This window comes from Treponema sp. JC4 (genome assembly GCF_000260795.1).
Classification (GTDB): Bacteria; Spirochaetota; Spirochaetia; order Treponematales; family Treponemataceae; genus Treponema_D.
The window spans coordinates 20,577-44,798 of record NZ_AJGU01000008.1; the positions used below are offsets into that span (position 1 = coordinate 20,577).

Here is a 24,222-nt window from a genome sequence, read left to right on the forward strand (position 1 = left end):
AGGGCAGCCTTTTTTTTTTTACTCTCTCTAAAAATCTTCAGAAAAATTTAAAAAATATCTTGCAATTTTACTGATAATATGGTTTTATATTCGCGTTAGTTAAGCCTAACGTGTTAGTTTAGGATAACTAAAAAGGAGTTATAAATGTTTAAATCAAAAATTGCTGCAGTTGGTGTAGCTCTTTCTTTGGCATCAGCCTTTGCATTTGCAGAAGCTGAAGTATCGTTCTCAAACAAACTTTCAAGCGATATCGTAAACATCACAAAAGTTGAAGATGCAGATTCTGAATCAACATTTGCTGGAATCAAAAATAAAACTACTTTTGAATATTCTTCAGAAAAAGTTGATGCAGGTATTGAACTTGTTTTCTGGTCTATAAATGAAGATCTTTACGACTTTGATGGTGAAAAATATTTTGGTATTGGTGCTACTGAAGATCCTGGCTTTGGTTATGATTTTGGAGATACTTTCGTAGAAGTACGTCCATTTGATTTCCTTGGTTTTGAATTCCACGAAAAAGTTTGGGCAACAGCTTCTTACTTTCCAATCTGGGATGACAATGCTTCAACAGGTAATCTTGGAAGCGATTTAGGTCTTCTTATCCGTCCTGTAGAAGGTCTTACTCTTGCAGGTGGTATAGATTTCTTCTCTGTATTCGGACACGATACATATAAGCCTGTTGTAAACTTTGGCGCTGGATATGCAAATGATGTTTTTGAACTTGCTGCTACAGTAAAAAATATCTGTGATAACAAAGAAACTGATGTAAATAACAGAGACGGTTTTGCCTTCGGCCTTTATGCAAGTCTTTTGAAAATCGAAGGTCTTGTTCTTGGCGCAGGCTTTGGTTACAACGATTCAGTTGCTCCAGATGTAACTAAAATTCATGCTTCTGGTAAAGAAGGTGTGTCTGGAAATATCATGACTCTTACTGCAACTTATGAACTTGATGCCTTCCACACAGTTGGTGAATTTGCAACAAACTTCACAAATAACAAAGAAGATGCAGAGTATGATTTTTATCTTGCTGTAACAGCCGGCTACAATGTTCTTGAAAATCTTTCTGCTGACTGTGCTTTTGCAGCTGCTTTGGATGCAGAATCTGATGAAGAAAAGAAAACTGAAAACGTATACCAGATCAATCCTTCTGTAACTTATACTCTTGGAAATCACGAGCTTAGCGCCGGTGTAAACTTCTTCTTCGGAAAAGACTACTCAAATGTAAATTTCCCTGTTTACTGGAAATACTCTTTCTAATCTGAATTAAAAAAATATTTGATACCTTTGGGCCGGATTGTCATCAGCGTGCGATCCGGCCCTTTTTACAGCTTTGCTGGAAAAATTAAGCAAGCCGAAGGGGTGCGACTTTTTTTTTGCAGTTTATACAAAGCGGTGAATGTGCTATAATTAATAAAATGTTTGAAGAAATTGTCACTCGCCTTAGCGAAGTAAAAATAGTTCCTGTTGTTACAGTTTTTGATAAAGAGGAAGCTGTAAAATTAGCCCATTCACTTGTAAGCCGCGGTTACAGCGCCGTGGAGTTTGCCTTTAGAAGTGCAACTGCCTCTGATGAAGATTTTAATAAAATTGCAGAATGTATAAGTGCTGTAAGAAAACTTTGTCCAAAAATGCTTTGTGGGGCAGGAACTGTAATTAATCCAAAGCTTGCAAAACTTGCAAAAAAAAGCGGTGCTCAGTTTGTTATGGCTCCGGGTTTTAATCCGGCAACTGTAGAATGGTGCATAAAGAATGACCTTGCGATTTTCCCCGGCATTAATACACCAAGCCAGGTTGAAGAGGCTCTTATGTACGGGCTTGGAGTCCTGAAATTTTTCCCTGCAGAAGTCAGCGGCGGAGTAAAAATGCTCAAGGCTCTTTCAGGCCCTTTCCCTAATGTAAAGTTTATTCCAACCGGCGGAATTGATGCTGCCAACTCAGAAGATTATCTTGCCTGTAAAAATGTAATAGCAGTCGGCGGTACCTGGGTGTTAAAATCTTAGTGATGAATCTTTTTTAATTATCCCTTATAATAAACTTATGACAAAGATAAATATTAAAGTAGTAGCGAATGAGGGAGCAAAGCTTCCTCTTTATAAAACTTCAGGTGCTGCAGGTGCTGATATCTGCGCACTTTTGAAAGAGCCCCTTGTAATTGAAAGTGGAAAATCAGCAATGGTTCCAACCGGACTTTTTTTTGAAATTCCCCAAGGTTACGAGGTTCAGATTCGTCCCCGCTCAGGCTTAGCTGCAAAAAAATGGAGTTACAGTTTTGAATACTCCCGGCACTATCGACAGCGATTACCGCGGAGAAATCAACGTAATTTTAATTAACCTTGGCGATAAGCCTTTTACTGTAAATAACGGAGACCGCATTGCCCAGATGCTGGTTGCACCTGTAATTCAGGCAGATTTTTCTGTAGTAACAAGCCTTGAAGAAACAGAACGCGGGGCCGGCGGTTTTGGTTCTACCGGAGTATAAGGAAGTTTTAACTTGCCTGATATAACCAAAATAAAGAAGCAGTTCGAGCATGCGCTCCGCATTGTTTCTGACCGAAAATCAAGATTTTACAAACGCATTGAACCTCTTATTGACCGGATTCTTGAAAAACTGAGTCCGGCAATTGAATTTGTTGAAGAAAAATACGAATGGTTCAGTGTAAATGTCCTCAAATCAGGCGAGCTTAAAAATCATATTCTTGTAAAATATCTTTTTAAGGATTTATTTTATATTTTCTGGTTGCTTTCCTTTTCTTTTTTATGATTTTCTTTGTAAACCAGATTCTTCTTACTGTAGAACAGCTGCTTGCAAAATCGGCTCCCTTCAGCGACGTTATGCGCATTATGTTTTACAGCCTGCCTTTTATTATTGCCCAGTCGGCTCCTTTTGCAACCCTGGTAGGTTTTTCCATGAGTCTTGGCGGCATGATGAGCAGTAACGAAATCCTGATTTTCCGTGCCTCGGGCTTTTCTTTTATTAAGATTTTCTACCCGGTAATCATTCTGGGAACTGCAATTTCAATCGGTTCTTTTTTGTAAACGATTATCTGCTTCCTCTGGGAACCATGAAGTATAATCAGCTTTTCAGAAAAATCATGCAGTCCACACCGACCGTTTCGCTTGAATCAAACAGCGTAAAAACTCTGGACAGCACCAGCATTGTAATGGGGCAGGTGAATTCAGGTTCTGTAAGCGACCTTATTCTTTTCGATACAGATAATGATACTGATAAAATCATTATTGCAGGAAAATCTTCCCTGCGCGGCGGACAGACAGAAGGGGTTTTAATGGAACTTTCCATGGATGATGCCACAGTCCTTTCTATAAGACATAATGCCAAGCATAATTATGATGTAATGGAATCTGAGCGTACTGTCCTCAATGTTTTTGATAAGGCAGTTCTTGGAAATACCTCTCACTCTGCCCGCGAAATGACAACCTACGACCTTTCCCGAGAGCTTAAACGCATGAAAGAAACTTCCGGTGATACTTACTCAGAAAAACGCCGACTGCGCCTTTGGACAATGGAGTTTCATAAGAAATTTGCCCTGCCTTTTGGTTCAATCTTTTTTGCCTTCCTTGCTTTTTCTATTGCTTTTGTATTTGGAAAGCATCGCGGCCAGACAATCTGTCTTTTTATTGGTCTTGTTGTCTGCGTGCTTTACTGGGCAATGCAGATTATGGGGCAGCTTTTTGTTCAGAGGGTAGGTCTTAATCCTTTCTGGTGTATCTGGGTTCCTAACTTTGTAATCGGCTTTATGGCACTGGCTTTCCTTGCCGTTTTGTTAAAAAAGTAGGCGGAAAGGAGAAGAAGCTTGAAACTTGTCGGATATCTTCTAAAAAAAATCATTCCTCTTTTTGTGGGCGCAGTATTATTTTTTGCCCTGGTTTTGAACCTTGTAGATCTTTTTATGAATCTTACGACTTATCTTCAGAACGGCTCTTCCTGGCATGATATCGGCGTGGTTATGCTCAACTATATTCCAAAAACAATCTGGTATGCCGTGCCGGTTGCAATTCTCTTTTCTTCTTCCTATTCGCTCAGTAACATGTATGCCAACAATGAGCTTCAAGCCCTTTTTGCTTCCGGTGTTTCGCTTTTTAAGTTTACTTCTCCTGTGCTCATTCTTTCTATTCTTCTTTCCTTCGGGCTATTTGCCTTTGAAAACGGTCTTGTAGTTCAGACTTACGAAAAAAAGATGAAGCTGCAGAATCAGCTGCTTCAGAAATTTGAAAGCGACAATAATAATAATGTAATTGTAATTTCAGAAAACGGTAAAATTATTTATAATGCCGCCAGATATTTTGAAGAGACAAAACGCCTGCAAAATCTTTATGTAATTTTCCGCGATGAAAATAAAAACTTTTTAAGCCTTGTTCACGCAGATTTAGCAAGCTGGGATTTTGAACTTAAACACTGGCGCCTTCAGAATACTCTGGAATATGTTAAGGATGAAAATGGCCGCTTTACAAGCAGAGCTTTTGACCCCCTGCTTGAAGAAAATCTTACTGAATCTTATGAAATCTTCCGAAAAAATATTGTAGACGTTCAGTCGGTTTCTGCAAAGGAAGCAAAAATCTATATCGATCATCTTAGAAAAGCCGGCCTTCCTTTTGGGGAGCAGCTTTCGGAATACTACAAGAAATTTGCCTTTCCCTTTATCGTCTTTATTGTAGTTTTTCTTTCAATCGGACTTACAGGAAAGACAAGAAAGAACGTTCTTTTAATCAGCCTTGCTTCCTGCATCAGCGCTTCTGTACTTTTTTATGTAATGCACATGGTAACAATGGTTTTTGCAAAGCACGGCTATATTTCACCTTTTGCAGGTGCCTGGTCGCCTGTGATTTTATTTACAATTGCGAGTATAATATTATTAAAATATAGTAGGACTTAGTATGATAACAAACATTTTTGACATTAAACATAAATCTGCCGACGGAAAAGCCCGCACCGGCGTTATTCATCTGGCTCACGGCGATGTTCAGACTCCGGTTTTTATGCCTGTAGGAACCAATGCCACAGTAAAGGCAATGCCAAAGGATTTTCTTGAAGAAATTAATTTTGAAATCATTCTTGCAAATACCTATCATCTTTTTTTGCGCCCGGGTGCAGACCTTATTGAAGAAGCAGGCGGACTTCACGGTTTTTCTAAGTGGAACCGAAACTTTTTGACAGACTCAGGCGGATTCCAGGTATTCAGCCTTTCAAAACTCAGAAAAATTACTGATGAAGGAGTACGCTTTCAGAGCAATATCGACGGAAGCTACCACATGTTCACGCCGGAAAGCGTAGTTCAGACCCAGAGAAAGTTTAATTCCGACATTCAGATGCAGCTGGACGTATGCACAGGGGCGGGTGAACCCCGCAAAGTTGCAGAAAAAGCCCTTAAGGTTACCTGCGACTGGCTCCTTCGTGCAAAAAAAGAGTGGGAAAGCGAAGTAGAAAAGGGCTACAAGGGAATGCTTTTCCCAATCGTTCAGGGAAACTTTTTTGAAGACCTGCGTAAGCAGAGTGCAGAGTTTGTAAGCGAACAGGATATGCCTGGTATTGCAATCGGTGGTCTTAGCGTGGGCGAAACTCCCGAAGAATTTACCCGCTTCCTTAATTACACCGTTCAGTACCTGCCGGAAAATAAGCCAAAGTACGTAATGGGAATCGGAACTCCTGAATATATTCTTGATGCCGTACAGGCCGGAATCGATATGTTCGACTGTGTTCTTCCGACCCGCAACGCCCGTAACGGTTCATACTTTACTCACCGGGGAATGCTTTCCATTAAGCAGGAGCGCTGGACTCACAGTCACGAGCCGCTTGACCCAGAGTGCAACTGCAAGGTTTGCCGCACTTACACAAAGGCTTACCTCCGTCACATTTTTAAAGAACAGGAAATCCTCAGCTCAATTCTTGCAAGCTACCACAACCTTTATTTCCTCCACAATATGATTGGTGAAATCCGTGCGGCAATCAACGAAGACCGCTTTGAAGAATACCGCAAAAACTTCCTTGAAAAATTCCACTCGGGAGTCTAGGGGGCAGCCGTGAAAAAATCAGTCCGAATTGCAATTTTTACCTTATTTTCTGCCGCACTTTTTGCACAGGAGACTGCTGACCCTACCCAGGTTAAGGATTTGTATCCCCTTGGCGAGGGCTCTCTCCCGGACGATACAGGTTCTACAATCGATGACTCTCTTTCCGACCTGCTGGATGGCCTTGAACTTACAGAAGAAGAAAAAAAACTGCTTCAGTCCCCTGATGATGAGGCTTCTTCGGCCGGCACGGACAATACAGAAGCCCAACCGGAAGACTCAACTCCAGAAGAAGAAGCGGAAGCGGCCTCAGAAGATGAAAGCTCTCTTGAAGCCGAAGAACTCACAGAAGAAACTGAAGACGAAGTTAGCCCGGAAGCTTCCGCCGAAGAAGAAAATTCTTCTGAAAAAAAATCAAATTCTCCGGCCGGAGTTTCAGATGTTCCGCCTAAAAAACGCCCTAAGCCGATTGACGAAGAAAAGGCAAAAGCCGCTGCCGATAAAGACGAAAATGACGAAGTTCCTGAAGAAAATAAAAAGACAATCAAGTACGGACTTCCTTCTGAAATTACAAAACTGATTGATAATTTAATGACTAATGACGACCCTCGCTTTACCGAAGAGATTTACGACCTTTTTGAAGTAAGCGAAAACGTTCAGATTCAGCAGAAAATCCTTGAATATTTTGGAAAGCTTGAAGATCCTTGTCTGGAAAACTTTGCCGTAACCGTTCTAAACGACCCTTACGATACAAAAACTGATGTTGTAAAAGCCTGCTTTGAATACATTCAGAAGGTTCACACAGACGCCGCAATTCCTGCAGTCTTTACAATTCTTGAAAGCGACAACGAAACCTACTTCAACGATACTCTTTCTACAATCGGCGAAATTGGTGATGCCAAGTCTGCTCTTTCAATTGCAGAATATCTTGAACGCGATGATTTAAGTGATGCCCAGCGCCAGACTTTAATGCGTACCCTTGGTAAGCTTCACGCTGTAGAAACCTTTGATAAAATTGTAGCAATTCTTGAAAACGAAGATGAAAACGCTTTTGTCCGCATGTATGCCGCAGAAGCCCTTGGCCTTATGGGAAAGATGGAAGCAGTTCCTGTTCTTATAAATACCTATAAGGATGCAAATCCTAACCTGCGCCAGTATGCAATTAAAGGACTTGGAGAATTCCCTCAGGACGGAAAAGCTCAGGCTTGTATTCTTCAGGGAATCCGAGACGAGCACTGGAAGGTACGTCAGGAAGCTATCAATGTTTCTAAAAAGATTCTTGATTATCACGCAATTCCATATCTCATGTACCGTGCCGAAAACGACAGCGAACGTATAATTAAGGAAGCGGCAATTTCAGCCCTGCCTCTTTATAACGAGCCTAATGCAGACAAGTTCCTTAAAGACATGCTCGAAAAGAAGGTGTCTGACAATATCAAGGTTAAGGTTGTTATTGCCCTGCTTGATGCTGAACACGGTGAAGAAGAAATTCTTGCCCTTGCAGAAAAGTGTCTTTCTGATGTCCGCATGAAAAACCTTGCCAAGGGAATTGGAAACGAACTTGCAAAACGCTCTAAACACAGCTATGAGGCTATCTGTCTCAAGTATCTTGAAAGTAAAGACGGAGATTTACAGAATATCGGTCTTGATATGTACAAAAACTACAAGTTCTCTGGTCCTGTAGAAGAAAAAATCCGCTCTCTTGCCCTTGACCGCAAAGGTAACGGTTCTGTCCGCAACCGCGCAAAGAAAATGCTTGGAATTGAAGACGAAGCTAAAAAAGAGGAAGAGAAAAAAGACTAATCCTTCTTATCGTAAAACTTATTCACAAGCCGGAGGGCTGCGTTAATGCGCTCTTCGGCTTCCGGACTGAAATCTACCTCTTCTTCTACCAGGGCTTCCAGGCTGGCGTGAGTCTCCTGAAGGGCAGTTGAAAAGCCGCGGGAAGTTTTAAGCCAGTAATTTCCCTTTCCGTCTGTGTAGAGAGTGATAAAGCCGTATTCCTTGTTTTTCTGCTTTGCGATTGTTGTACGAAGTACTACTTCCAGGGCAAAAATAATCTGCTCTTTTTCTACCTCGTTGTAAATGCTTCCGTTAAAATTACGGTTCCAGTGCTTTTCTGCAATCGGGGTAAGAATGATATTCTTTGCAATTTCAAGAATTGTAGAAAGTTTTTCGCCGTCCAAAAGCATTCCTCCGTCGCGGAGAATTATGCGGCCCTTGAGATTTGCGCAGGCCTTGATTTTATTTTTATCTGTCTCATTCTGGGCTGCGGTAATAAAGCGCTCAAGAGGAAGAAGGGCAGTTTTCTTTCCTTTAATCTTCTTTGTTTCAAAGCTGTCGCCGCCAAAGTAAAAGTTTTCGTCTGCTTCTTTTGCAGCTGCCTGATTTTTAGCCTTGTTGTCTGCATTTTTCTTATCTGATTTTTTAAGGCTTGCCTTGGCAATTTCCTGCAACTTTTTTTCGCGTTTTTCAGCCCGGGCTGTATCTTTTGCAGACTTACAGGCCATAAGGCGGTCAAAAAGATCTGGATTTATCATATCTAGCATAGGGTGGGTAAGTGGCGAAACGCTCATCGCAAAAATGCGGGAGGTACGTACGATTTCTCCTGCCACAATGAATACCGGATTCTGGCGGAACATAACGCTTCCCGGGTGAATGCAGATGTGGTCTGCTGTAAGAGAGCGGTAATTTTCACGTCCAGTTCGTATGCAGACAAACTGAATCATACCCGCCGCAATACAGCAGAGGTAATCCTGCATGCTGCCGTTTTTGTGGGTAAGCGGGATTCCCATTTTATCGCCCACAATTTCGCCAAGCTGAATGTAGATATTTTCAATTTCCGACATTACGCGTTCGTCAAGGTAATTTTTCTTGCAGAACTTTTCGCGGTTATCGGTCTGTTTCCAGGCGTTAAAGAGGTTGATAAAAGTTCCGAAGTCGCCCTGAAGGTCGCGGAAACGGTGGTGAGCCTTGCGGGCTTCCATTTCTTCATTAGGTGGCAGAACAAAAGGAGAGTTTGCACTCAAAAAAGAGGCTGCCACAAGAGCCTTGTCGGTAACATCCGGGTAGCGCATAATAGCTTCTACAATAATTCGGCTGATTCTCGGCTCCAGCGGGAACTTTACCATCAGCTTTCCGATTTCAGAAAGAGTATTGTCGCTGTCGAGCGCTCCCAGCATATTCAAAGTGTCTACGGCACCGATAATTCCTTCGCGGCCCGGGCTTGCAATAAAATCAAAGTTGTAAAAATCAGTGATTCCAAGCTCAGCCATGCGGAGAACAACCTCACTCAAGTCTGTGCGGTAGATTTCTTCCTTTGTGTACATTTCGCGGCTTTCAAAATCCTTGCGCGAATAAAGGCGGTAACAGGTTCCTTCGTGAGTACGGCCGGCTCGTCCCTTACGCTGATTACAGCTGGCCTTGCTGACCAAAGTTTCCACCAGGCTTGAGGTAAAGGTTCTCGGACTGTAAAAGTTCAGTTTTGCAAGACCGCAGTCAATTACGGTTGTGATGTCCTGAATTGTTACCGAAGTTTCTGCAATGTTTGTGGAAATTACGACCTTTTTCTTGCCGTTAGGAGGATTGTCAAAAACCCTTTCCTGTTCTTCTTTTTGCAGGCGGCCATAAAGTGGCAGTACCCAGAGCTGACGGCTGAAAGGCGCGTGCTCAAGCCGGTACATACAGTCTTTGATGATTTTTTCGCCCGGAAGGAAAATCAGGATTCCGCCGTCATCTCCGTTGTCTAAAACGCGGTCTACCGTGCGGCAGATTTTGTTCAAAATTGCATCGCAGCCGGCCTCAGTCGCGGTAGTTGCTCCGCCTTCAATAGGGTCGTAAACCACGCTTACCGGGTAGGTTATAGTATCAATAGAAACAATAGGCGCGTTGTCAAAATATTCAGAAAAGACCTGGGTGTTCATCGTCGCTGAAGAAACAATTACGTGAAAGTCCTTTCTCTCTTTCAAAACGCGTTTTACAAGTCCAAGAACAAAGTCAATGTTCAAACTTCGTTCGTGGGCTTCATCAATCATTAAAACGCTGTATTTAGAAAGCCATGGGTCCAGCTTCATTTCCTGAAGGAGGATTCCGTCTGTCATGATTTTGATTCTTGTGTCCTGGTTTGTCTGGTCTTCAAAACGCATTTTGTAGCCGACAAGGCCAGGGTAAGTAGTTCCCAGCTGCTTTGAAATAAATTCGCTTACGCTTAGGGCCGCAATTCGGCGGGGCTGAGTTACGCCAATCATTCCGTTGGTTGCATAGCCTGCTTCGTATAAAATCACCGGAATCTGGGTTGTTTTTCCGGAACCGGTTGGGCTTTCTACAATTACAACCTGATGATTTTCCAGACAGTCTAAAATTTTCTGTTTTTGCGCGTAAACTGGTAATGATTTATAGTCTATTGCCATGTAATTAAATCCTTTGTTTCTTCCCTGTCAACTTTAATCCGCCTTTCAATGTAGGATGCCCAGTTCTTACGTTTTACCTCTTTCAGATAATCCACAAATTCCTGATTAAGCGGCTTGAGCACAAATTCCCAGGCGGTGTTGATATAAGTAGTAATAAAAACCGGTTGAGCCTTTTTTATCTGAACCGGATTTTCAGGTTTTCCTTCTGTATTATAGCGTGTTTTGCCCGCTTTAGTCTTTATAAATTGCACAGAATATAAAAGTCCGTCTCCTGTGTGGTCTCGTTCGCTCATTGGAGTTCCTGCGTCAAAAGTCGGTTGGGTTCTCTGGGCACTGATTGTATTTCCGTTCGCATACATAATCAGCTTATGTCGACCGCTTTCTGCTTCAAACACAAATTCCCGGTCTTTTATGATGTGTGCATGATTTGCCCAGACCACGTCTGCCACTTCCAGCAGCTGCAAGTAAAAATCCCTCTGGCTTTTAAGAACAGCTCTCTTATATTCCGGTTCGTCCGCATGCATGGAAATTACAAATAAATCACAGGGATTTTCAGTCCTAAGTTTTTTACAGAATTCCACAAACTCCCGGTGAGATTTTTCACTGCTTTTTACATAATTTATAAAGGCGTGGTCGTGAGGGTAGTTTAAAATTCCCGTTACCGGCAGAAATAAAATCTTCCAGCCGTTTTTTTCTACTATGTTATAAGAGTAGGAATCGCCCTTATTCTTTTTAAGGCCCGAAAAATAGACATACTGATCCTTTTTTTCATATTCAGCAGTAATTTCTTCTGCACTTCTGATAGTATGCTGGATTCCTTTCTCGAACTGGTCAAAGGAATGATTGTTGGCAAGGGAAAATACATCAAAACCCGCATCAATTGCTGCCTCAACATAACGGCGGGGAAGGTTAAAATTTGGGTAGGAAGAAACCGGCTTTGTCTGATCAACCGGGGATTCAATATTTGCAAAAGCAAGGTCAGCGCTTTCTATGTATTCTCTGACTCCGTCCCAGATTTTATCATACTTTGTAATGTTGTGATTGTAGGTGTGGGCCATAATATCGCCCGCAAAGGTGATTGTAAGAGTGGGGGAATCTATTTCTGATTTTTTAGCCGGACTGACGGCGGCACTCGCAGCAGAACTTTCACTTATATCAGCATTTACAGGAGCCTTTGTTGTAGCGCAGGAAAATAATAGCAGGGAAAATAAAAATGCCGTATAAGAAAACAATTTTTGCATTGCTTCCATTATACGGCATATTCTATAAAAATTGTAGAAAATTAATTAACGAGGTTTAGTTCCTTCTACAGCCAGATAACCCAAAGCTCCTACCGCTATTATTCCTCCAACAATAGCAAGGACCTTATCTTCCGTTGACATTTTATTTTTACCAGCTCCTCCAGCAACACTTGCAAGGGCATTATCAGAAAGATCTTCAACCTTATCACTTGCTTCTGTATTTTCTGCAATTTTTTTTCGGAATGCAGCTTCGTCGAAATCTGGAAATAGTTCTTTTAAGCCTGCACCGATCTCATCAATATTTGAAGCCTTATCAATAATTTCGGCCAGTTTTGCAAGGTCAACTTTTTCAATCTGCTCTTCTGGAACTCCCTGTTTCATCATCATTTCTTTTAATTCTTTTGTATCCATAATAATTCCTCCTGCTTGTTTCGAAGTAAATGTTTAATTTCTTTACATCTATTTATACTCCGAACCTGCAAAAATGGCTAAAAGATTGTTAATAAATGCAAAAAAAAAAAGCGGGAATGTGTAAAAATCACATTCCCGCTTTTAAGCTTAAATATAAGTAATTTTATTTATGCCAGATTTTTTCGCGAACGAAAGTCTGGTTGCGGTCTGCACCTACAGAAACAATACCAACTTTTGTGCCTGTAAAGTCTTCAATGAACTCTACATAAGCCTTGGCATTTTTTGGAAGCTTTTTGTAGTCTGTACATTTTGTAATGTCAGCCTTCCAGCCGTCAAACTTCTTAAGAACAGGTTTTGCGCGGTTGAGTTCAGGAATTGAAGTAGGGAAGTCTGTTACGATTTTTCCGTCGATGTCGTAAGCAACACAAGCTTCAATTTCGTTCATGTCGTCGTAAATATCAAGGTGAGTAAGAACAAGGTTGTCGATTGAGTTTACGTGGCAGGCATAGCGGAGAGCTACAAGGTCAAGGTATCCGCAGCGGCGTGGACGACCAGTTGTTACACCAAACTCGTTACCTGTGTTACGAACGTAGTCGCAGAGTTCGCCTTCTGTATCAGCATTGAATTCAGATGGCATTGGACCGTTACCAACGCGGGTTTCATAAGCCTTGAATACACCGTAAATCTTGTCCAGAGCCTTAGGACCAATTCCAGAACCTGAAGAAGCACCGTAGCTTCCTGAAGCACCAGATGAAACATAAGGATATGTACCAGAGTCAATGTCCAGCATAGCACCCTGAGCACCTTCGAACAAAATCTTTTCATCGCGGTATTCATACATTTTAGCTGCAATGTTTACGCGCATTTTGATAAGCTGGTCTTTATACTGTTCAAGGAATTTTTTATCTGCATCGTCAAGGTCGTTCCATTTTTCTTCCCAGTCAAGGTCAGCAACACGGATACCGTCGCGTTCAGATTTCATAGAATATGTAGTACCAATTCCGCGGCCTGTAGTTCCGATAGGGCGCTTGCGAGCTGCATCGCGGGCCTTATCCATTTCACGGTAGCCTGGAAGAGTAAGGTGGGCACGGTCAGAAATAAATACACGGCCTTCCCAGTTTACACCGTTGTCTTTGAGCATCTGAAGTTCCTTAAAAAGAGCCTCAGGGTCGATTACCATTCCGCTTCCAAGGAAAACAGATTTTTCCGGATAAAGGATTCCAGACGGAACCTGATGGAGAGCGTACTTTTTACCATCAACAACGATTGTGTGACCTGCATTAGCGCCGCCCGCAAAACGAACAACGTATTTTGCATCCTGAGCAAGGTAGTCAACGATTTTTCCCTTGCCTTCATCGCCCCACTGGGCACCCATTACTACAATATTCATGGATTTTTTCTCCCTTCCGCTGAATCATCGCGGAGTAAAAGATATTTTTGTGCTGCCCCGAAGAATCATCTCAAGTCTCAGCACGCGCATACTATATCATAAAGCAAGATTTTAGTCATTATGAAGTTTTTAAGCAGGGGTAAAGGTGGAACTGAAATATGGAAGAGAAAAATGGCTCGACCGGAAGCCATTTTTCTTACATAATCAGTGCCCCCTGAACTTCAAAAAAAATCTATACAATTTTATAAAATTACTGTTATAATTAAGGATATGTACGTAGGTGCTGTACTTTCACATAAGGCTAATGTTTGCTCATTCAAGGACAATAAAATCCTGATTCGTCTTAAGACTCCGGTTTTTCAGGTTGTAATTAATGATAAGGATTTAACCTGTATTTCCAAAAAAATCGAATTTCTTCTCAAATCGGATTTAAGCGGAATTAAAGCACGTGTAATGGGACGTGAATACGAACCTGACGAACTCAAAGTAATTTTCCCTGCCATAACTCCAAGCATGTGGATTTCCACTCAGTTTGATAACGGTACTCTTGAATCAAACCTTGAAGGAATTGCCAAAACAATCGGCGGTAAAGTTATTTTTGTAAACGAATTCAAATCGCTTGATGATGTATATGCCCTTTTGCTTAAACAGGCTAACTACGAAGCAGCCCAGCACAAAACTACAATCCGAACTTACTGCGAAAAAAACATCGATTTGCTCAACGACCAGATTCGTAAGTTTAATGCCGAAAAAAATGCTTTTATGGAAATGCTGAACGAAGTTTAGCCTAAGCCTGCCAGTCTCCCCGGTCAACGACTATCTGTCGGTCAATCTTTTCCAGGCGTCGTTTTAGGCATTCAATACATTCTGCGGCTTCGCTTGAAGTGCAGATTTTATTTTCGTATAGCTCGTATTTTTTTCTCACGCTGACTGGCGAAAGATTTGGCATTACAACATTTGCTCCAGCCTGTAAGCCTTTTTCGCGGCCAAGCGGGTCGGCAGTTCCCAGAGCTGTTGTGGCTGGAATCAGGGCATGAGGAAGAAGAATCCTTGTCAGTGCAATCATAATCAAAGTGAGTTTTACAGAACCTTGTGGAAAATCCTTAAAAGGCGTTGCATGGTGGGGAATAAAAGGTCCTATCCCTACCATGTGGGGCTGGAATTCTTTTAGGAAAAGTAAATCTTTTGCAAGCGACTCTGAAGTCTGGAAAGGGGAGCCTACCATAAAGCCTGCCCCTGTCTGAAAGCCAAGTTCTTTTAAGTCTTGCAGGCAGCGCATGCGATTTTCAAAAGTAAGTGCAGGCGGCTTAAGTTTTTTGTAATGAGAGCAGTCGGCGCTTTCGTGGCGCAAAAGATAGCGGTCGGCACCGGCACTGCGGAAAAGTGCGTATTCTTCCCGGGATTTTTCGCCAAGGGAAAGGGTGACGGCACAATCCGGGTGAGCAGATTTAATTGAACTTGTAAGCTTTGCAATATCTTCTGCGGAATGAAAATCATCTTCTCCGCTTTGGAGAACAAAGGTCCTGAAGCCAAGTTCCCAGCCTTGGGCACAGCATTCTAAAATCTCTTCCTTTGTAAGACGGTAGCGGTCTACGGATTTGTTATCTTTACGAATTCCGCAGTAGTAGCAGTTGTTCTTACAGTAATTTGAAAACTCAATAAGCCCGCGGATAAAAACTTTTTTGCCGTAGGTCTTTTCTGTAATAAGACGGGCGCTTGTAAAAAGATATCTGAGAGTGTCGTCGTCCGAATTCTTTAATTCTTCTATTAAATAGATAAGTTCATTAAGAGAAGGAAGAGAAGTTTGCAGACTGTCGATTTTTTCTGTAAGGCCTTCCTTCATTTTTATTTTGCAATTCCTTTTAATGGTTCAATTGCCCGTGGAAGAAGTCCGTTTGCCCAGGCTAAAAAGAGGCCGTAGTTTATTACAGGAATCCCTTTTGCTTTTAAGATACTTGTGCGTTCAAGCATTGTTTTCTGGGTAATCATACAGGCGCCGCAGTGAATTACAAGGGAAAAATCTTTTATATTTGCAGGGATTTCCCGGCTCCATTCAAAAGTTACTGCCTTTCCGCCAGCACAGATTTTTTTCTTAAAAAGCTTTGGAATCTTTACAGTACCGATATCATCCTCTTTCTGGTGGTGGGCACAAGCTTCCATAATAAGAACTTTGCCTCCGTCCGGGAAATTTTCCAGAGCAGAAAGAGACTGCATAAAGTATTCAAAATCGCCTTTTTTTCGGGCAAAAAGAATTGAAAAAGATGTAAGAGGCTGCTCTTGCGGCAAAATCTTGGAAACTTCTGCAAAAGCCTGGCTGTCTGTAATTACTAAATCCGGCGGATTTTTAAGGTTTTCAAGGGCGCTCTGTAAGGTGTTTTCTTTTACTACAATTGCGTTACAGTCGCGGTCTAAAAGGTCTCGCAGCGTTTCTACCTGGGGAAGAATAAGTCTTCCTTTTGGAGCTGCAGAATCTATTGGTGTTACAAGAAGAACTGTTGAACCGGGGCGGACAAGGCCTTCTACCGGAGTAAGTTCTCTGGTAACTTCTGGAGCACTTTCTTCTATTAATTTATACAAAGTTTTAATGTGGGAAGCGGTATTTTCTTTGGAAGAAAAATAGGCAGTTTTGCAGCCGGCGCTTTTGAAGTAGGCTTCTTTCTGAGTATGGATTTTGTTGTCTTTTTTATCATCAAAGGTAAAAACTGCAATAAGTGGGAGTTTGACTTTTGTAAGTTCTGAAATCAGGGATTTTTCGTCATCGGTAAAAGCCTGGTTTAACGGAGTTGCAAAGAGCACAAGGTCTGCGGTTCGGATTCTGGAAAGAGATTTTTTTTATGCGTTCTGAACCTAGTTCTGTATTATCGTCTAAGCCTGCTGTATCTGTGATGGTGCAGGGACCAAGATTTGCAAGTTCAATTTTTCGGCTTACAGGGTCTGTGGTTGTTCCGGCGTTTTTAGATACTACGGCAATATCGTTTCGTAGAAAAGCATTAAATAGTGAAGACTTTCCGGCATTTGTATTACCGGCAATTACAATGTGAATAGATTCTGAATTTGGGGTAGAAAAAGTTTGCATTGTAAGTCTCCTTTGGGGGCGTTGCGGGGCTCTCCCCTCCTTTCTAAAAATATAGGTCTCGCTCCCCCTGCAAAAGCTTCTGGTAACTTGCGTTGAAGTTTGTAAAAAGGGCGTGCGGGTAGGTGCCAGGAACCTTGCTGCGGATTTCCTCCATTTCGCGCTGAATTAGCTCCATTCCGATTCTGCGGGTTTCTTCGCTTGCAAAATCGTCCAGCCACTCCTGGAAGGTAAGGACTGCGTTTAGCTTACAGAAACAGCCTTCGGTTCCGTTACGAAGAAGAGTCATGATTTTTTTGCCAGTTCGGCCGCAGCGGTATCCGGCGGTACAAAAAGAAACAATGTGACCAAGCTGGGCTGCTTCGCGGATAACCTCATCAAGGCTGCGGGTGTCTCCAAGTTCAAACTGAGCGGTGTCCAGCTTCTGGCAGTCGGCGGCGGTATTGAGTCCCTGGCGGTAGGCTTCTGAATAGGCGCGCAGTCCTATGCGGCTGTCGGCATCGCGCTGGGTGATGATGTTTGAAAGCTCTCTGATAGTCTGAGGCTTTTCGCGGTTGGTAACGATAAGGCCTGCGTATGGAATTGCAACACGAAGGACTGCAACCAGGTATTTAAAGTCCTCGTCGTTTACCCAGTTTTTAATAAAACTGAAGTTTGTTCCGATTGCTTTTTCAAGGCGGGGAACAGAAAGAGTGTGTGGACCAAGTCCAAAGTGTTTTTCAAGGTCGCGGGCGTGGGCAACCATTCCCATTACGTCAAAGCGCCAGTCTGCAAGTCCAAAAAGACAGCCGATTGCTACGTCGTCAATTCCAGCTTCCATTGCCCGGTGGTGGGCGTAAAGCCGCCACTGGTAGTTGCCCTTAAGCGTGTTTTCCGGGTGCATCTGGGCGTATATTTTGTGGTCGTAAGTTTCCTGAAATACCTGAAAAGTTCCGATTCCTGCGTCGTTGAGTTTTTTAAGGTCTTCAATGCTCATTGGGGCGGCGTTTACGTTTACGCGGCGAATCTGTCCCCAGCCGTTACGAACCTTGTCTTTTACTGAATAAATTGTCTTCATGCAGTCTGCAATGTAGTCTGCATTTGATTCGGGGTGTTCGCCAAATACAATTACAAGGCGTTTATGCCCGATTTTTGAAGCCAGAACGTGGGTTTCTTCTTCAACTTCTGCCTGAGTAAGAACTGAGCGTTTCTGTTCGGTGTTATCTGAGCGGAAACCGCAGTAGCGGCAGGCGTTTACGCATTTTGAACTGAGGTAGAGGGGGGCAAACATTACAATGCGGTTGTCGTAAACTTTCTGTTTGATTTCTTCAGCAGCCTTAAAAACAAGTGAACGGAGTTCCGGGTCTTTGATGTTACAGAGGGCTGCTACGTCGGCATCGTCCATAAGGGTGATGTCGTGGGCCTTTTGAAGAATGTCTTCAACGCGTTTTCTTTCTATATTAGAGCTGTTTTCTGCAAGCGTACGGTTTATATAATCATCGTCTATAAAATCTTTACCGTTTTCCAGATAGCGGTCAATCTGATCCTGTTTTATTTGTGTTTTTACCCAGTCGGAAACCTTATTCATGGCGCTAAGAATAGCATATTATAGAAAACAGAGCAAATAAAAGTTGACTTATAGCAATTTGCCTTTAAACTATAGGCATGCGAAAGGCTAAATTATTATTATTTGTTATTCTCAGTTGTTGTATTCTCCCGCTTCATGCCCAGCTTAAATATTTTGCCGGCGTGCATGGCGATATGTCCATCCCGGCTTTTCAGAACGGTGAAAAAGTCTTCGGCTTTGGTGGTGGGGGAAATATTGAAGGCGGCGTTTATCTTGGAAATCTTTCTCTTGGACTTCTTGGTGGCGTTTCTTTTTCTAATGACAAGGGTGAACTCGTTTATGAGATGACCGAATGGAAGGCTGGCCTTGAAGCAGGTTATGATTTTGGAAAAGAAATCATTCCTTTCTTCCCTGAATGGCTTGCTGTACGTCCAAATCTTGCTGTCCTTGCCGATTTTTATAAGGCAGACGGATATCGTTCAAAGAGCAAAAAGACAATCGGAAAAGATGAGGTTTCTCAGGGATTTTCTCCTGTAATTGAAGCAGGATTACTTGTTGATTTTCCTAATCTTTTGTCTTACAAGGCTTTTGATTTTATTCCTGCAGTCGGTTATTACCATACTTTCCGCATGGAAAATGAAGGTATGGTATCTTCCGGGCGGGTTTCTTTAGGAATGAGGGTTCTCTTTAGTCCTTCAAAACTTGGCAGCTTTAATATGGATGGCGGAACCCTTAATGTCTTTGCAACTACAAGAAGCAAGATGTTTACACCTAACGGAGACGGTGAAGATGATATTGTAGTCTTTGATGTTTCATCAGATGCCGATGAGCACGAAGGCGTTAATAGCTGGGAACTCCGCGTTTACGATCCTGGTCAGAAAATCTTCTTTATTGATAAAGGTAAAGGAAAGTTGCCTGAGGATTACACCTGGAAGGGTATCAGCCAGAACGGTTCAATTGTTGACGGTGGTGCCATTTACCAGTACGTATGGTACGTTAAGGCCAATGACGGTGCAGACGGATTTATTCCGGGAATTATTCAGACCGGTGTTATGGTTCAGGAAGATGACGGTGTTCTTCACTTCTCACTTTCTTCTATTCAATTCGGTCCAAACTCTGCCGGCTACGAAGGCCTTACAGACGAAGAAATTCAGCGTAATAAAGACCTCTTTGATACTGTTGCACAGATTCTCAAAAAATATGCTAACTACAATGTTACAATTGAAGGTCATGCAAACAATGTCAGCGGTACAGAACGCGAGCACCTCAAAGAGCTTCTTCCTCTTTCTTCTGCCCGTGCCCAGACTGTTAAGAAAGAGCTTATTGCCCGTGGTATAGAAGCCGAACGTCTTAATGCTGTTGGACGCGGTTCAGAAAAGATGGTCACAAACAAAAAAGACGAAGCCTGGAAAAACCGCCGCGTAGAATTCATTTTGACAGAAAAGGAGTAGAGTATGACAAAATTGAAATATACTTTTATTGCCCTTATCACCATGCTCTGCGCTCTCTCGCTCACTTCCTGCATGGATTTGTATGATAAGGATGAGATTCAGACAAAGTTCACAGTTACTTTTGATGGAAATGGTGGAGAAACTTCAAGTGGAAGTAAAACATTTATACAGAATTTTGATTACGGTGAAAAGAAACAGCTTACTGCTAATAGTTTTACTCGTAACAATTGTATTTTCAAGGGATGGAATGAAGATAAAAATGCAATAGAACCAAACTATCCCGATAAAGGTGAAATTACAGTAAAATCTGATATTGTTTTATATGCTATATGGGGAGATCTTTTCATTACCTTTAAAGGTAATGGTGGTAGTTATCAAGGACCCGAAGGTGAGGTCACAGAGGTGACTCAGGCATTTAATAGTGGTCTTTCTCAGAATCTCTGGAAAAATCAGTTTACGTTATCAGGTAAAGGTTTTAAGGGATGGGGAATTGATGCTGAATCAAGTGAAATTCGCTATAAAGATGAACAGAGTGTTTCTATAAGTTCAAGTGAAACTGTTTATGCTGTTTGGGCTGATTTACATACTCTTACCTTTAAGGCTAATTATGACGGCGGTCCTGCTGATGTAACTCAAGAGTTTATTGACGGGCTAAAACAAGCTCTTGCTGTAAATACATTCACACGTGCCAATTATAAATTCTTAGGATGGAGTGAATCTCAAACTGCAACAGAAGTACAATATACTGATAAGGAAGAAATAGAATTAACAGCAGATAAGATTCTTTATGCTGTGTGGGGTGATGCAGATTCATCAACTGTTACTTATGTCGATGGAGCACCAGAAGTTGAAATTTCTGTGCCAGCTGCAAAGGATTACAAACCAGGTGTGACAGTTAATGTAATTTTTGAGATTGGTGAACGTTACGGCTATACCTTTATAGGATGGAGTGACGGTATGACAGTTTATGAAATAACTGGTACAACGTCATTCATAATGCCTTCTAATAATGTAACACTTACTGCACAGTGGAAAGAGAATTCAATTGAAGGTGGTGGTATATCAACTGAAGTTAAAGATGTGCCTGATAAGACAATTACTGTTACACCTAGTTCTACAAGCGCATCACGAAGTCAAAATCAGATTAAGTTCACTGTAACATCAGGCTTCGATAGTTATACTTGGTATATTAACGGGGAAACTACAACAAAAATATCACCTGCTTCTGATGGTTATATCTGGGATATCAGTGATGCAGATTTAGGAATAAACTATATCATGGTTTTGGCTACGGATAGTGAAGGTTCGTATTCTAATACTACATATGTAGTGATAACAGAATAAGGTGGCTTATATGAGAAAAATATGTACAATAATTTTATCTTTTATTTATATTTTTAGTTTTTTTTCATGTAGTAATTTGCAGAATTTTTCAGATGAATCTTTAGAAAATACAAATACTTGTATTGTTCATTTTTTAATTCAGGAAAATGGAAACTCCAGCAGAACAATAGTTCCTACAACTGCTGATACAACAACTCTATTGTTTACTCTAAAAGGGGCTGAGACCGGTGAGGCAGAACAGACAGTTTTACCAACAACTTCAGGAAAAGCTGTCGAATATATGGCCTGGGAAGAATTAAGTAAGGCTTCATTCCGACTGTCTGCTGGAAATTGGGATTTTACACTGGAAGGCTATGCAAAAAAAGGTGATAGAGATTATATAGTTTCTGGAACCTTAAATAATCAGCCTATAGTTTCTGGTTCAAATTCAATTAAATTTCCTTTATCACCTAATGGTTCAGGAGAAGGTTCTGTTGATATAACTCTAAGTTACACTCTGGGAGCTGACAGTGAGAGTAAGGTTACAAACGTTGTAGTTACCCTTACAAAAAAAGATGATGGAAGCAAAATCTATGAAGACACTTGGGAAGGAACTGATACCGATGTTTTGTCAGTTACACTTCCTGATAATGGAACTGGATTTATTAAATACAAAAAATCAGCAGTAAAAAGCGATACATATTTAAGCAAATTTTCTATAACCAGTACTATTGGGGAAAACACATCAACAAAGAAAGAGTCTTATCGTAGTGATACATTAGTAGTTGCAACTGGTTGTGAGAGTAAAAAAGATGATTTGACTATAGTACTTAATCAAATGTATTCAATTACATATGAAGGAATGGAATCTGCTGAGCATGTTTCTTACTGGAAAGAGAATGTAGATAAACCTGAGTTCTACAGCCCTTATGAAAGTACTACATTACCAACAAAAGATGATATGAAACGAGATGATGCAGCTTTTATAGGTTGGTATACAAATGCAGAAGGTACAGGAGATAAAATTCTAAAGACTCCTATTAATACAATTAGTCCCGGACCGTTAACTTATTATGCAAAATGGCTAAAAAATGAAAGATATGTTTCTGCTGCTGGTGATGATGCAACAGATTCTGGTAGCAAGGAAAAACCATATCAGACTCTTGCGTATGCGTTAGGACAGTTAGCTGATGGAAACTTGGGCTGGACAATCTATATTATTGGTGAGATAACTGAAAATGTAATTATAACAACTGATTCTTCCAAGGCAAAACAGATCATTATTGAGGGTGAAACTGGTAGTAGTACTAACAGTATTATTGGTAAAGCTGATGGAAATAGTGTTTTGACAGTTTCAACAGATGTTCCTGTAATTTTGCGTAAAATTACAGTAAAAGGTGGAAAAGGAACTGATCTTGCTGGAACTGGATTAGTGGGTGGCGGTCTTTATCTTAATGCCACAAACAGTATAGACATTTCTGTTACTTTGGGTGCTGATTCTGTTGTTAAGGACAATACCGCTCAGTTTGGTGGTGGAGCTTATGTAAAAGTAGGAACTCTTTATCTTGAAGGAACTTCGTTTACTGGCAATTCTTCTACGGACGGTGCAGGTTTATTTGTTGCGGATACCGGTAATGTAATTATAGACAGTGGTTCTGTGAAGTCTAATATTGCATCAAATAATGGAGGTGGTATCTATAATGCAGGTAAACTAAAAATAACTGGCTCGCAGGATAATTATGTTACTTTATCTGACAATACAGCATTAGCTGGTGGAGCTGTTTATTCAAACGGAACATTATTTAATGTAAGTTATGCGACTGTGAACGGAAACTCTGCCACAAATGGTAAAGGTGGTGCTATATATGCAAGTGGTTCAACAAATACTATTACCAATTCTGTTATAAAAAATAATACTGCTGATGATTCTGGTGGAGGTATTTTCACAAGCGGGGCAACAAATACCATTTCAAATACTGAAATTACAGGAAACTCTGCAACAAATGGTTCTGGTGGTGGTATTTATACAAGTGGTACAACAAATACCATTACAAATACTGAAATTACAGGAAACTCTGCAACAAACGGCTCTGGTGGTGGTATTTACACTACAGGAACATTAACACTCACATCTTCTAAGGTCGGTGCTTCTGAGGCTGCAAACACAGCCGTAACTGGTGGTGGTATTTACAATACAGGTGATCTCACCGTTACAGGAACTCAGACTGCATCTTCAACAATAAATTATAATACTGCAAGTGCAAACTCTGAGGCTGGCGCTGGTATCTTTAATGAAAATATTCTTACTTTACAGGGTAATTCAGGAGTTTCAAATAATACAGCTGAAAATGGTAACGGTGGTGCAATTTACAATGCCGGAAGTTTTACAATGCAGACTGCAAACAGCTGTTATCCAAACATTACAGGTAACAATGCTGTTAATGGCGCTGGTGTTTATTCTGATGGTAATACCGCAACATTTAAAATGAGTGCGGGTAGTATTGCAAGTAATACAGCATCTAGTACTTCTACAACAACACAAGGTGGAGGTGTATATAACGGAGCAACTATGTTCCTTTATGACAAGGCTGTAATTGGAGCTGCAAATCCTGCCAGTGTAGCTACGGATAGTAATCATTCAAATTCAGCAACTAATGGAGGTGGTATTTATAACAAAGGGGTTTTAAATATCGGATATAGTGATGATGGTGTAGAAGCAGATTACACAGAAGGAATTTATTATAACTATGCAACAAGTGGCGCTGGTATTTACACTGAAGGTTCTCAATTAAATATGAGAGCTGGTGTAGTTTCATATAACTATGCAACAGAAAATGGTGGGGGAATATATAATGAAAATGTATTCAACTTTACAGGGGGAAGTTTTGAGCATAACAGAGCAAAAACTGCAGGTGGTGGTGCTTATAACAATAAAACAATGATTATGATTGGTACTGCTGTTATTGGTGATAGTTCTAGTCATACACAAAATGCTACAAAAACATCTCGTTCAAATTATGCAGCAAACGGTGGTGGAATTTATAACAATACAAGTTGTTCTTTGACATTAGGAAATCAGACAGCTCTTACTGGTGGTGTTTATTATAATTATGCTTCAACTGATGGTGGTGGAATTGTTAATGTTGGTTCTCTAACTATAACCAGTGGATATGTATTATATAATGGTGTCGCAGAACCTGCAGAGGAAGGTGATACAACTGTAGCTGGTGTTCTTAATAAAACAAATCAATATACAGTAGATATCCCTGAAGGTGCTGGTGAAATCCAACCAGACTAGCCTCTTGAATGAATTAAAATCAGAAACCTAGTTTTCTCAAATAGCCCACCCCTCGC

18 protein-coding genes and 2 pseudogenes are annotated in these 24,222 nt (G+C 41.2%); 12 read left to right on the plus strand and 8 right to left on the minus strand.

The window, feature by feature from the left end; all coding sequences use genetic code 11:
* The first annotated feature begins 144 nt into the window (after positions 1–144).
* The 8 genes and pseudogenes from MSI_RS05380 (at position 145) to MSI_RS05410 (ending at position 7,827) form a co-directional block, all read left to right on the plus strand.
* Positions 145–1,257: a hypothetical protein gene (locus tag MSI_RS05380; protein ID WP_009104482.1), complete on the plus strand. Its 1,113-nt coding sequence runs from the start codon at positions 145–147 to the stop codon at positions 1,255–1,257.
* A 158-nt stretch (positions 1,258–1,415) separates the two neighbouring features.
* A complete protein-coding gene (eda, locus tag MSI_RS05385; protein WP_009104484.1) occupies positions 1,416–2,000 on the plus strand; it encodes a bifunctional 4-hydroxy-2-oxoglutarate aldolase/2-dehydro-3-deoxy-phosphogluconate aldolase in 585 nt (194 codons plus the stop codon).
* Between the two features lie 37 nt (positions 2,001–2,037).
* Positions 2,038–2,479, plus strand: a pseudogene (gene dut / locus MSI_RS05390) (dUTP diphosphatase).
* A gap of 12 nt (positions 2,480–2,491) precedes the next feature.
* Positions 2,492–2,761: a hypothetical protein gene (locus MSI_RS13885; RefSeq protein ID WP_009104491.1), complete on the plus strand. Its 270-nt coding sequence runs from the start codon at positions 2,492–2,494 to the stop codon at positions 2,759–2,761.
* A pseudogene (locus MSI_RS05395) lies at positions 2,758–3,794 on the plus strand (LptF/LptG family permease). The gene MSI_RS13885 and the pseudogene MSI_RS05395 overlap by 4 nt, the downstream one beginning before the upstream one ends.
* An 18-nt stretch (positions 3,795–3,812) precedes the next feature.
* Positions 3,813–4,892: an LptF/LptG family permease gene (locus tag MSI_RS05400; protein ID WP_009104498.1), complete on the plus strand. Its 1,080-nt coding sequence runs from the start codon at positions 3,813–3,815 to the stop codon at positions 4,890–4,892.
* Position 4,893: 1 nt separating this feature from the next.
* A complete protein-coding gene (gene tgt, locus MSI_RS05405) occupies positions 4,894–6,027 on the plus strand; it encodes a tRNA guanosine(34) transglycosylase Tgt (RefSeq protein WP_009104500.1) in 1,134 nt (377 codons plus the stop codon).
* Positions 6,028–6,036: 9 nt separating this feature from the next.
* Positions 6,037–7,827 carry a HEAT repeat domain-containing protein gene (locus MSI_RS05410; RefSeq protein ID WP_009104502.1) on the plus strand — a complete coding sequence of 597 codons (1,791 nt, stop codon included), beginning with the start codon at positions 6,037–6,039 and terminating at the stop codon, positions 7,825–7,827.
* Here the strand turns inward: MSI_RS05410 and MSI_RS05415 are convergent.
* From MSI_RS05415 to MSI_RS05430, 4 genes are all read right to left on the minus strand, one after another.
* Positions 7,824–10,433 (minus strand): helicase-related protein, encoded by a 2,610-nt coding sequence (locus MSI_RS05415; protein ID WP_009104504.1) that lies wholly within the window; start codon positions 10,431–10,433, stop codon positions 7,824–7,826. The genes MSI_RS05410 and MSI_RS05415 overlap by 4 nt on opposite strands.
* Positions 10,424–11,674, minus strand: coding sequence for a CapA family protein (locus MSI_RS05420; protein WP_192807738.1), 1,251 nt, complete (start codon positions 11,672–11,674; stop codon positions 10,424–10,426). The genes MSI_RS05415 and MSI_RS05420 overlap by 10 nt, the downstream gene beginning before the upstream one ends.
* A gap of 45 nt (positions 11,675–11,719) precedes the next feature.
* Positions 11,720–12,085: a hypothetical protein gene (locus tag MSI_RS05425; RefSeq protein WP_009104509.1), complete on the minus strand. Its 366-nt coding sequence runs from the start codon at positions 12,083–12,085 to the stop codon at positions 11,720–11,722.
* A gap of 163 nt (positions 12,086–12,248) precedes the next feature.
* Positions 12,249–13,475 (minus strand): adenylosuccinate synthase, encoded by a 1,227-nt coding sequence (locus MSI_RS05430; RefSeq protein WP_009104511.1) that lies wholly within the window; start codon positions 13,473–13,475, stop codon positions 12,249–12,251.
* Positions 13,476–13,745: 270 nt separating this feature from the next.
* Here MSI_RS05430 and MSI_RS05435 point away from each other — a divergent pair, with 270 nt between their 5' ends.
* On the plus strand, positions 13,746–14,261 hold the full coding sequence (locus MSI_RS05435; protein ID WP_009104513.1) for a hypothetical protein: 516 nt from the start codon (positions 13,746–13,748) through the stop codon (positions 14,259–14,261).
* A 1-nt stretch (position 14,262) separates the two neighbouring features.
* Here MSI_RS05435 and hydE read toward each other — a convergent pair whose 3' ends face one another.
* The 4 genes from hydE to hydG are packed head-to-tail and all read right to left on the minus strand — an operon-like array spanning position 14,263 to position 18,115.
* The gene (gene hydE / locus MSI_RS05440; RefSeq protein ID WP_009104515.1) at positions 14,263–15,318 is read right to left on the minus strand and encodes a [FeFe] hydrogenase H-cluster radical SAM maturase HydE; all 1,056 of its coding nucleotides are present in this window, start codon (positions 15,316–15,318) and stop codon (positions 14,263–14,265) included.
* 2 nt (positions 15,319–15,320) lie between these two features.
* The gene (gene hydF / locus MSI_RS05445) at positions 15,321–16,271 is read right to left on the minus strand and encodes a [FeFe] hydrogenase H-cluster maturation GTPase HydF (protein ID WP_009104517.1); all 951 of its coding nucleotides are present in this window, start codon (positions 16,269–16,271) and stop codon (positions 15,321–15,323) included.
* The gene (locus MSI_RS14285) at positions 16,231–16,551 is read right to left on the minus strand and encodes a GTPase (protein ID WP_009104519.1); all 321 of its coding nucleotides are present in this window, start codon (positions 16,549–16,551) and stop codon (positions 16,231–16,233) included. Before MSI_RS14285 ends, hydF begins: the two co-directional genes overlap by 41 nt.
* Before the next feature lie 43 nt (positions 16,552–16,594).
* Positions 16,595–18,115, minus strand: coding sequence for a [FeFe] hydrogenase H-cluster radical SAM maturase HydG (hydG, locus tag MSI_RS05450; protein WP_009104522.1), 1,521 nt, complete (start codon positions 18,113–18,115; stop codon positions 16,595–16,597).
* Positions 18,116–18,192: 77 nt separating this feature from the next.
* Here hydG and MSI_RS13895 point away from each other — a divergent pair, with 77 nt between their 5' ends.
* The 3 genes from MSI_RS13895 to MSI_RS05465 are packed head-to-tail and all read left to right on the plus strand — an operon-like array spanning position 18,193 to position 24,166.
* A complete protein-coding gene (locus MSI_RS13895; RefSeq protein ID WP_009104525.1) occupies positions 18,193–19,545 on the plus strand; it encodes an OmpA family protein in 1,353 nt (450 codons plus the stop codon).
* A 3-nt stretch (positions 19,546–19,548) separates the two neighbouring features.
* Positions 19,549–20,889 (plus strand): InlB B-repeat-containing protein, encoded by a 1,341-nt coding sequence (locus MSI_RS05460; RefSeq protein WP_009104527.1) that lies wholly within the window; start codon positions 19,549–19,551, stop codon positions 20,887–20,889.
* A 10-nt stretch (positions 20,890–20,899) separates the two neighbouring features.
* Positions 20,900–24,166, plus strand: a complete 3,267-nt coding sequence (locus MSI_RS05465; protein WP_009104529.1) for a right-handed parallel beta-helix repeat-containing protein — start codon at positions 20,900–20,902, stop codon at positions 24,164–24,166.
* Positions 24,167–24,222: the final 56 nt, after the last annotated feature.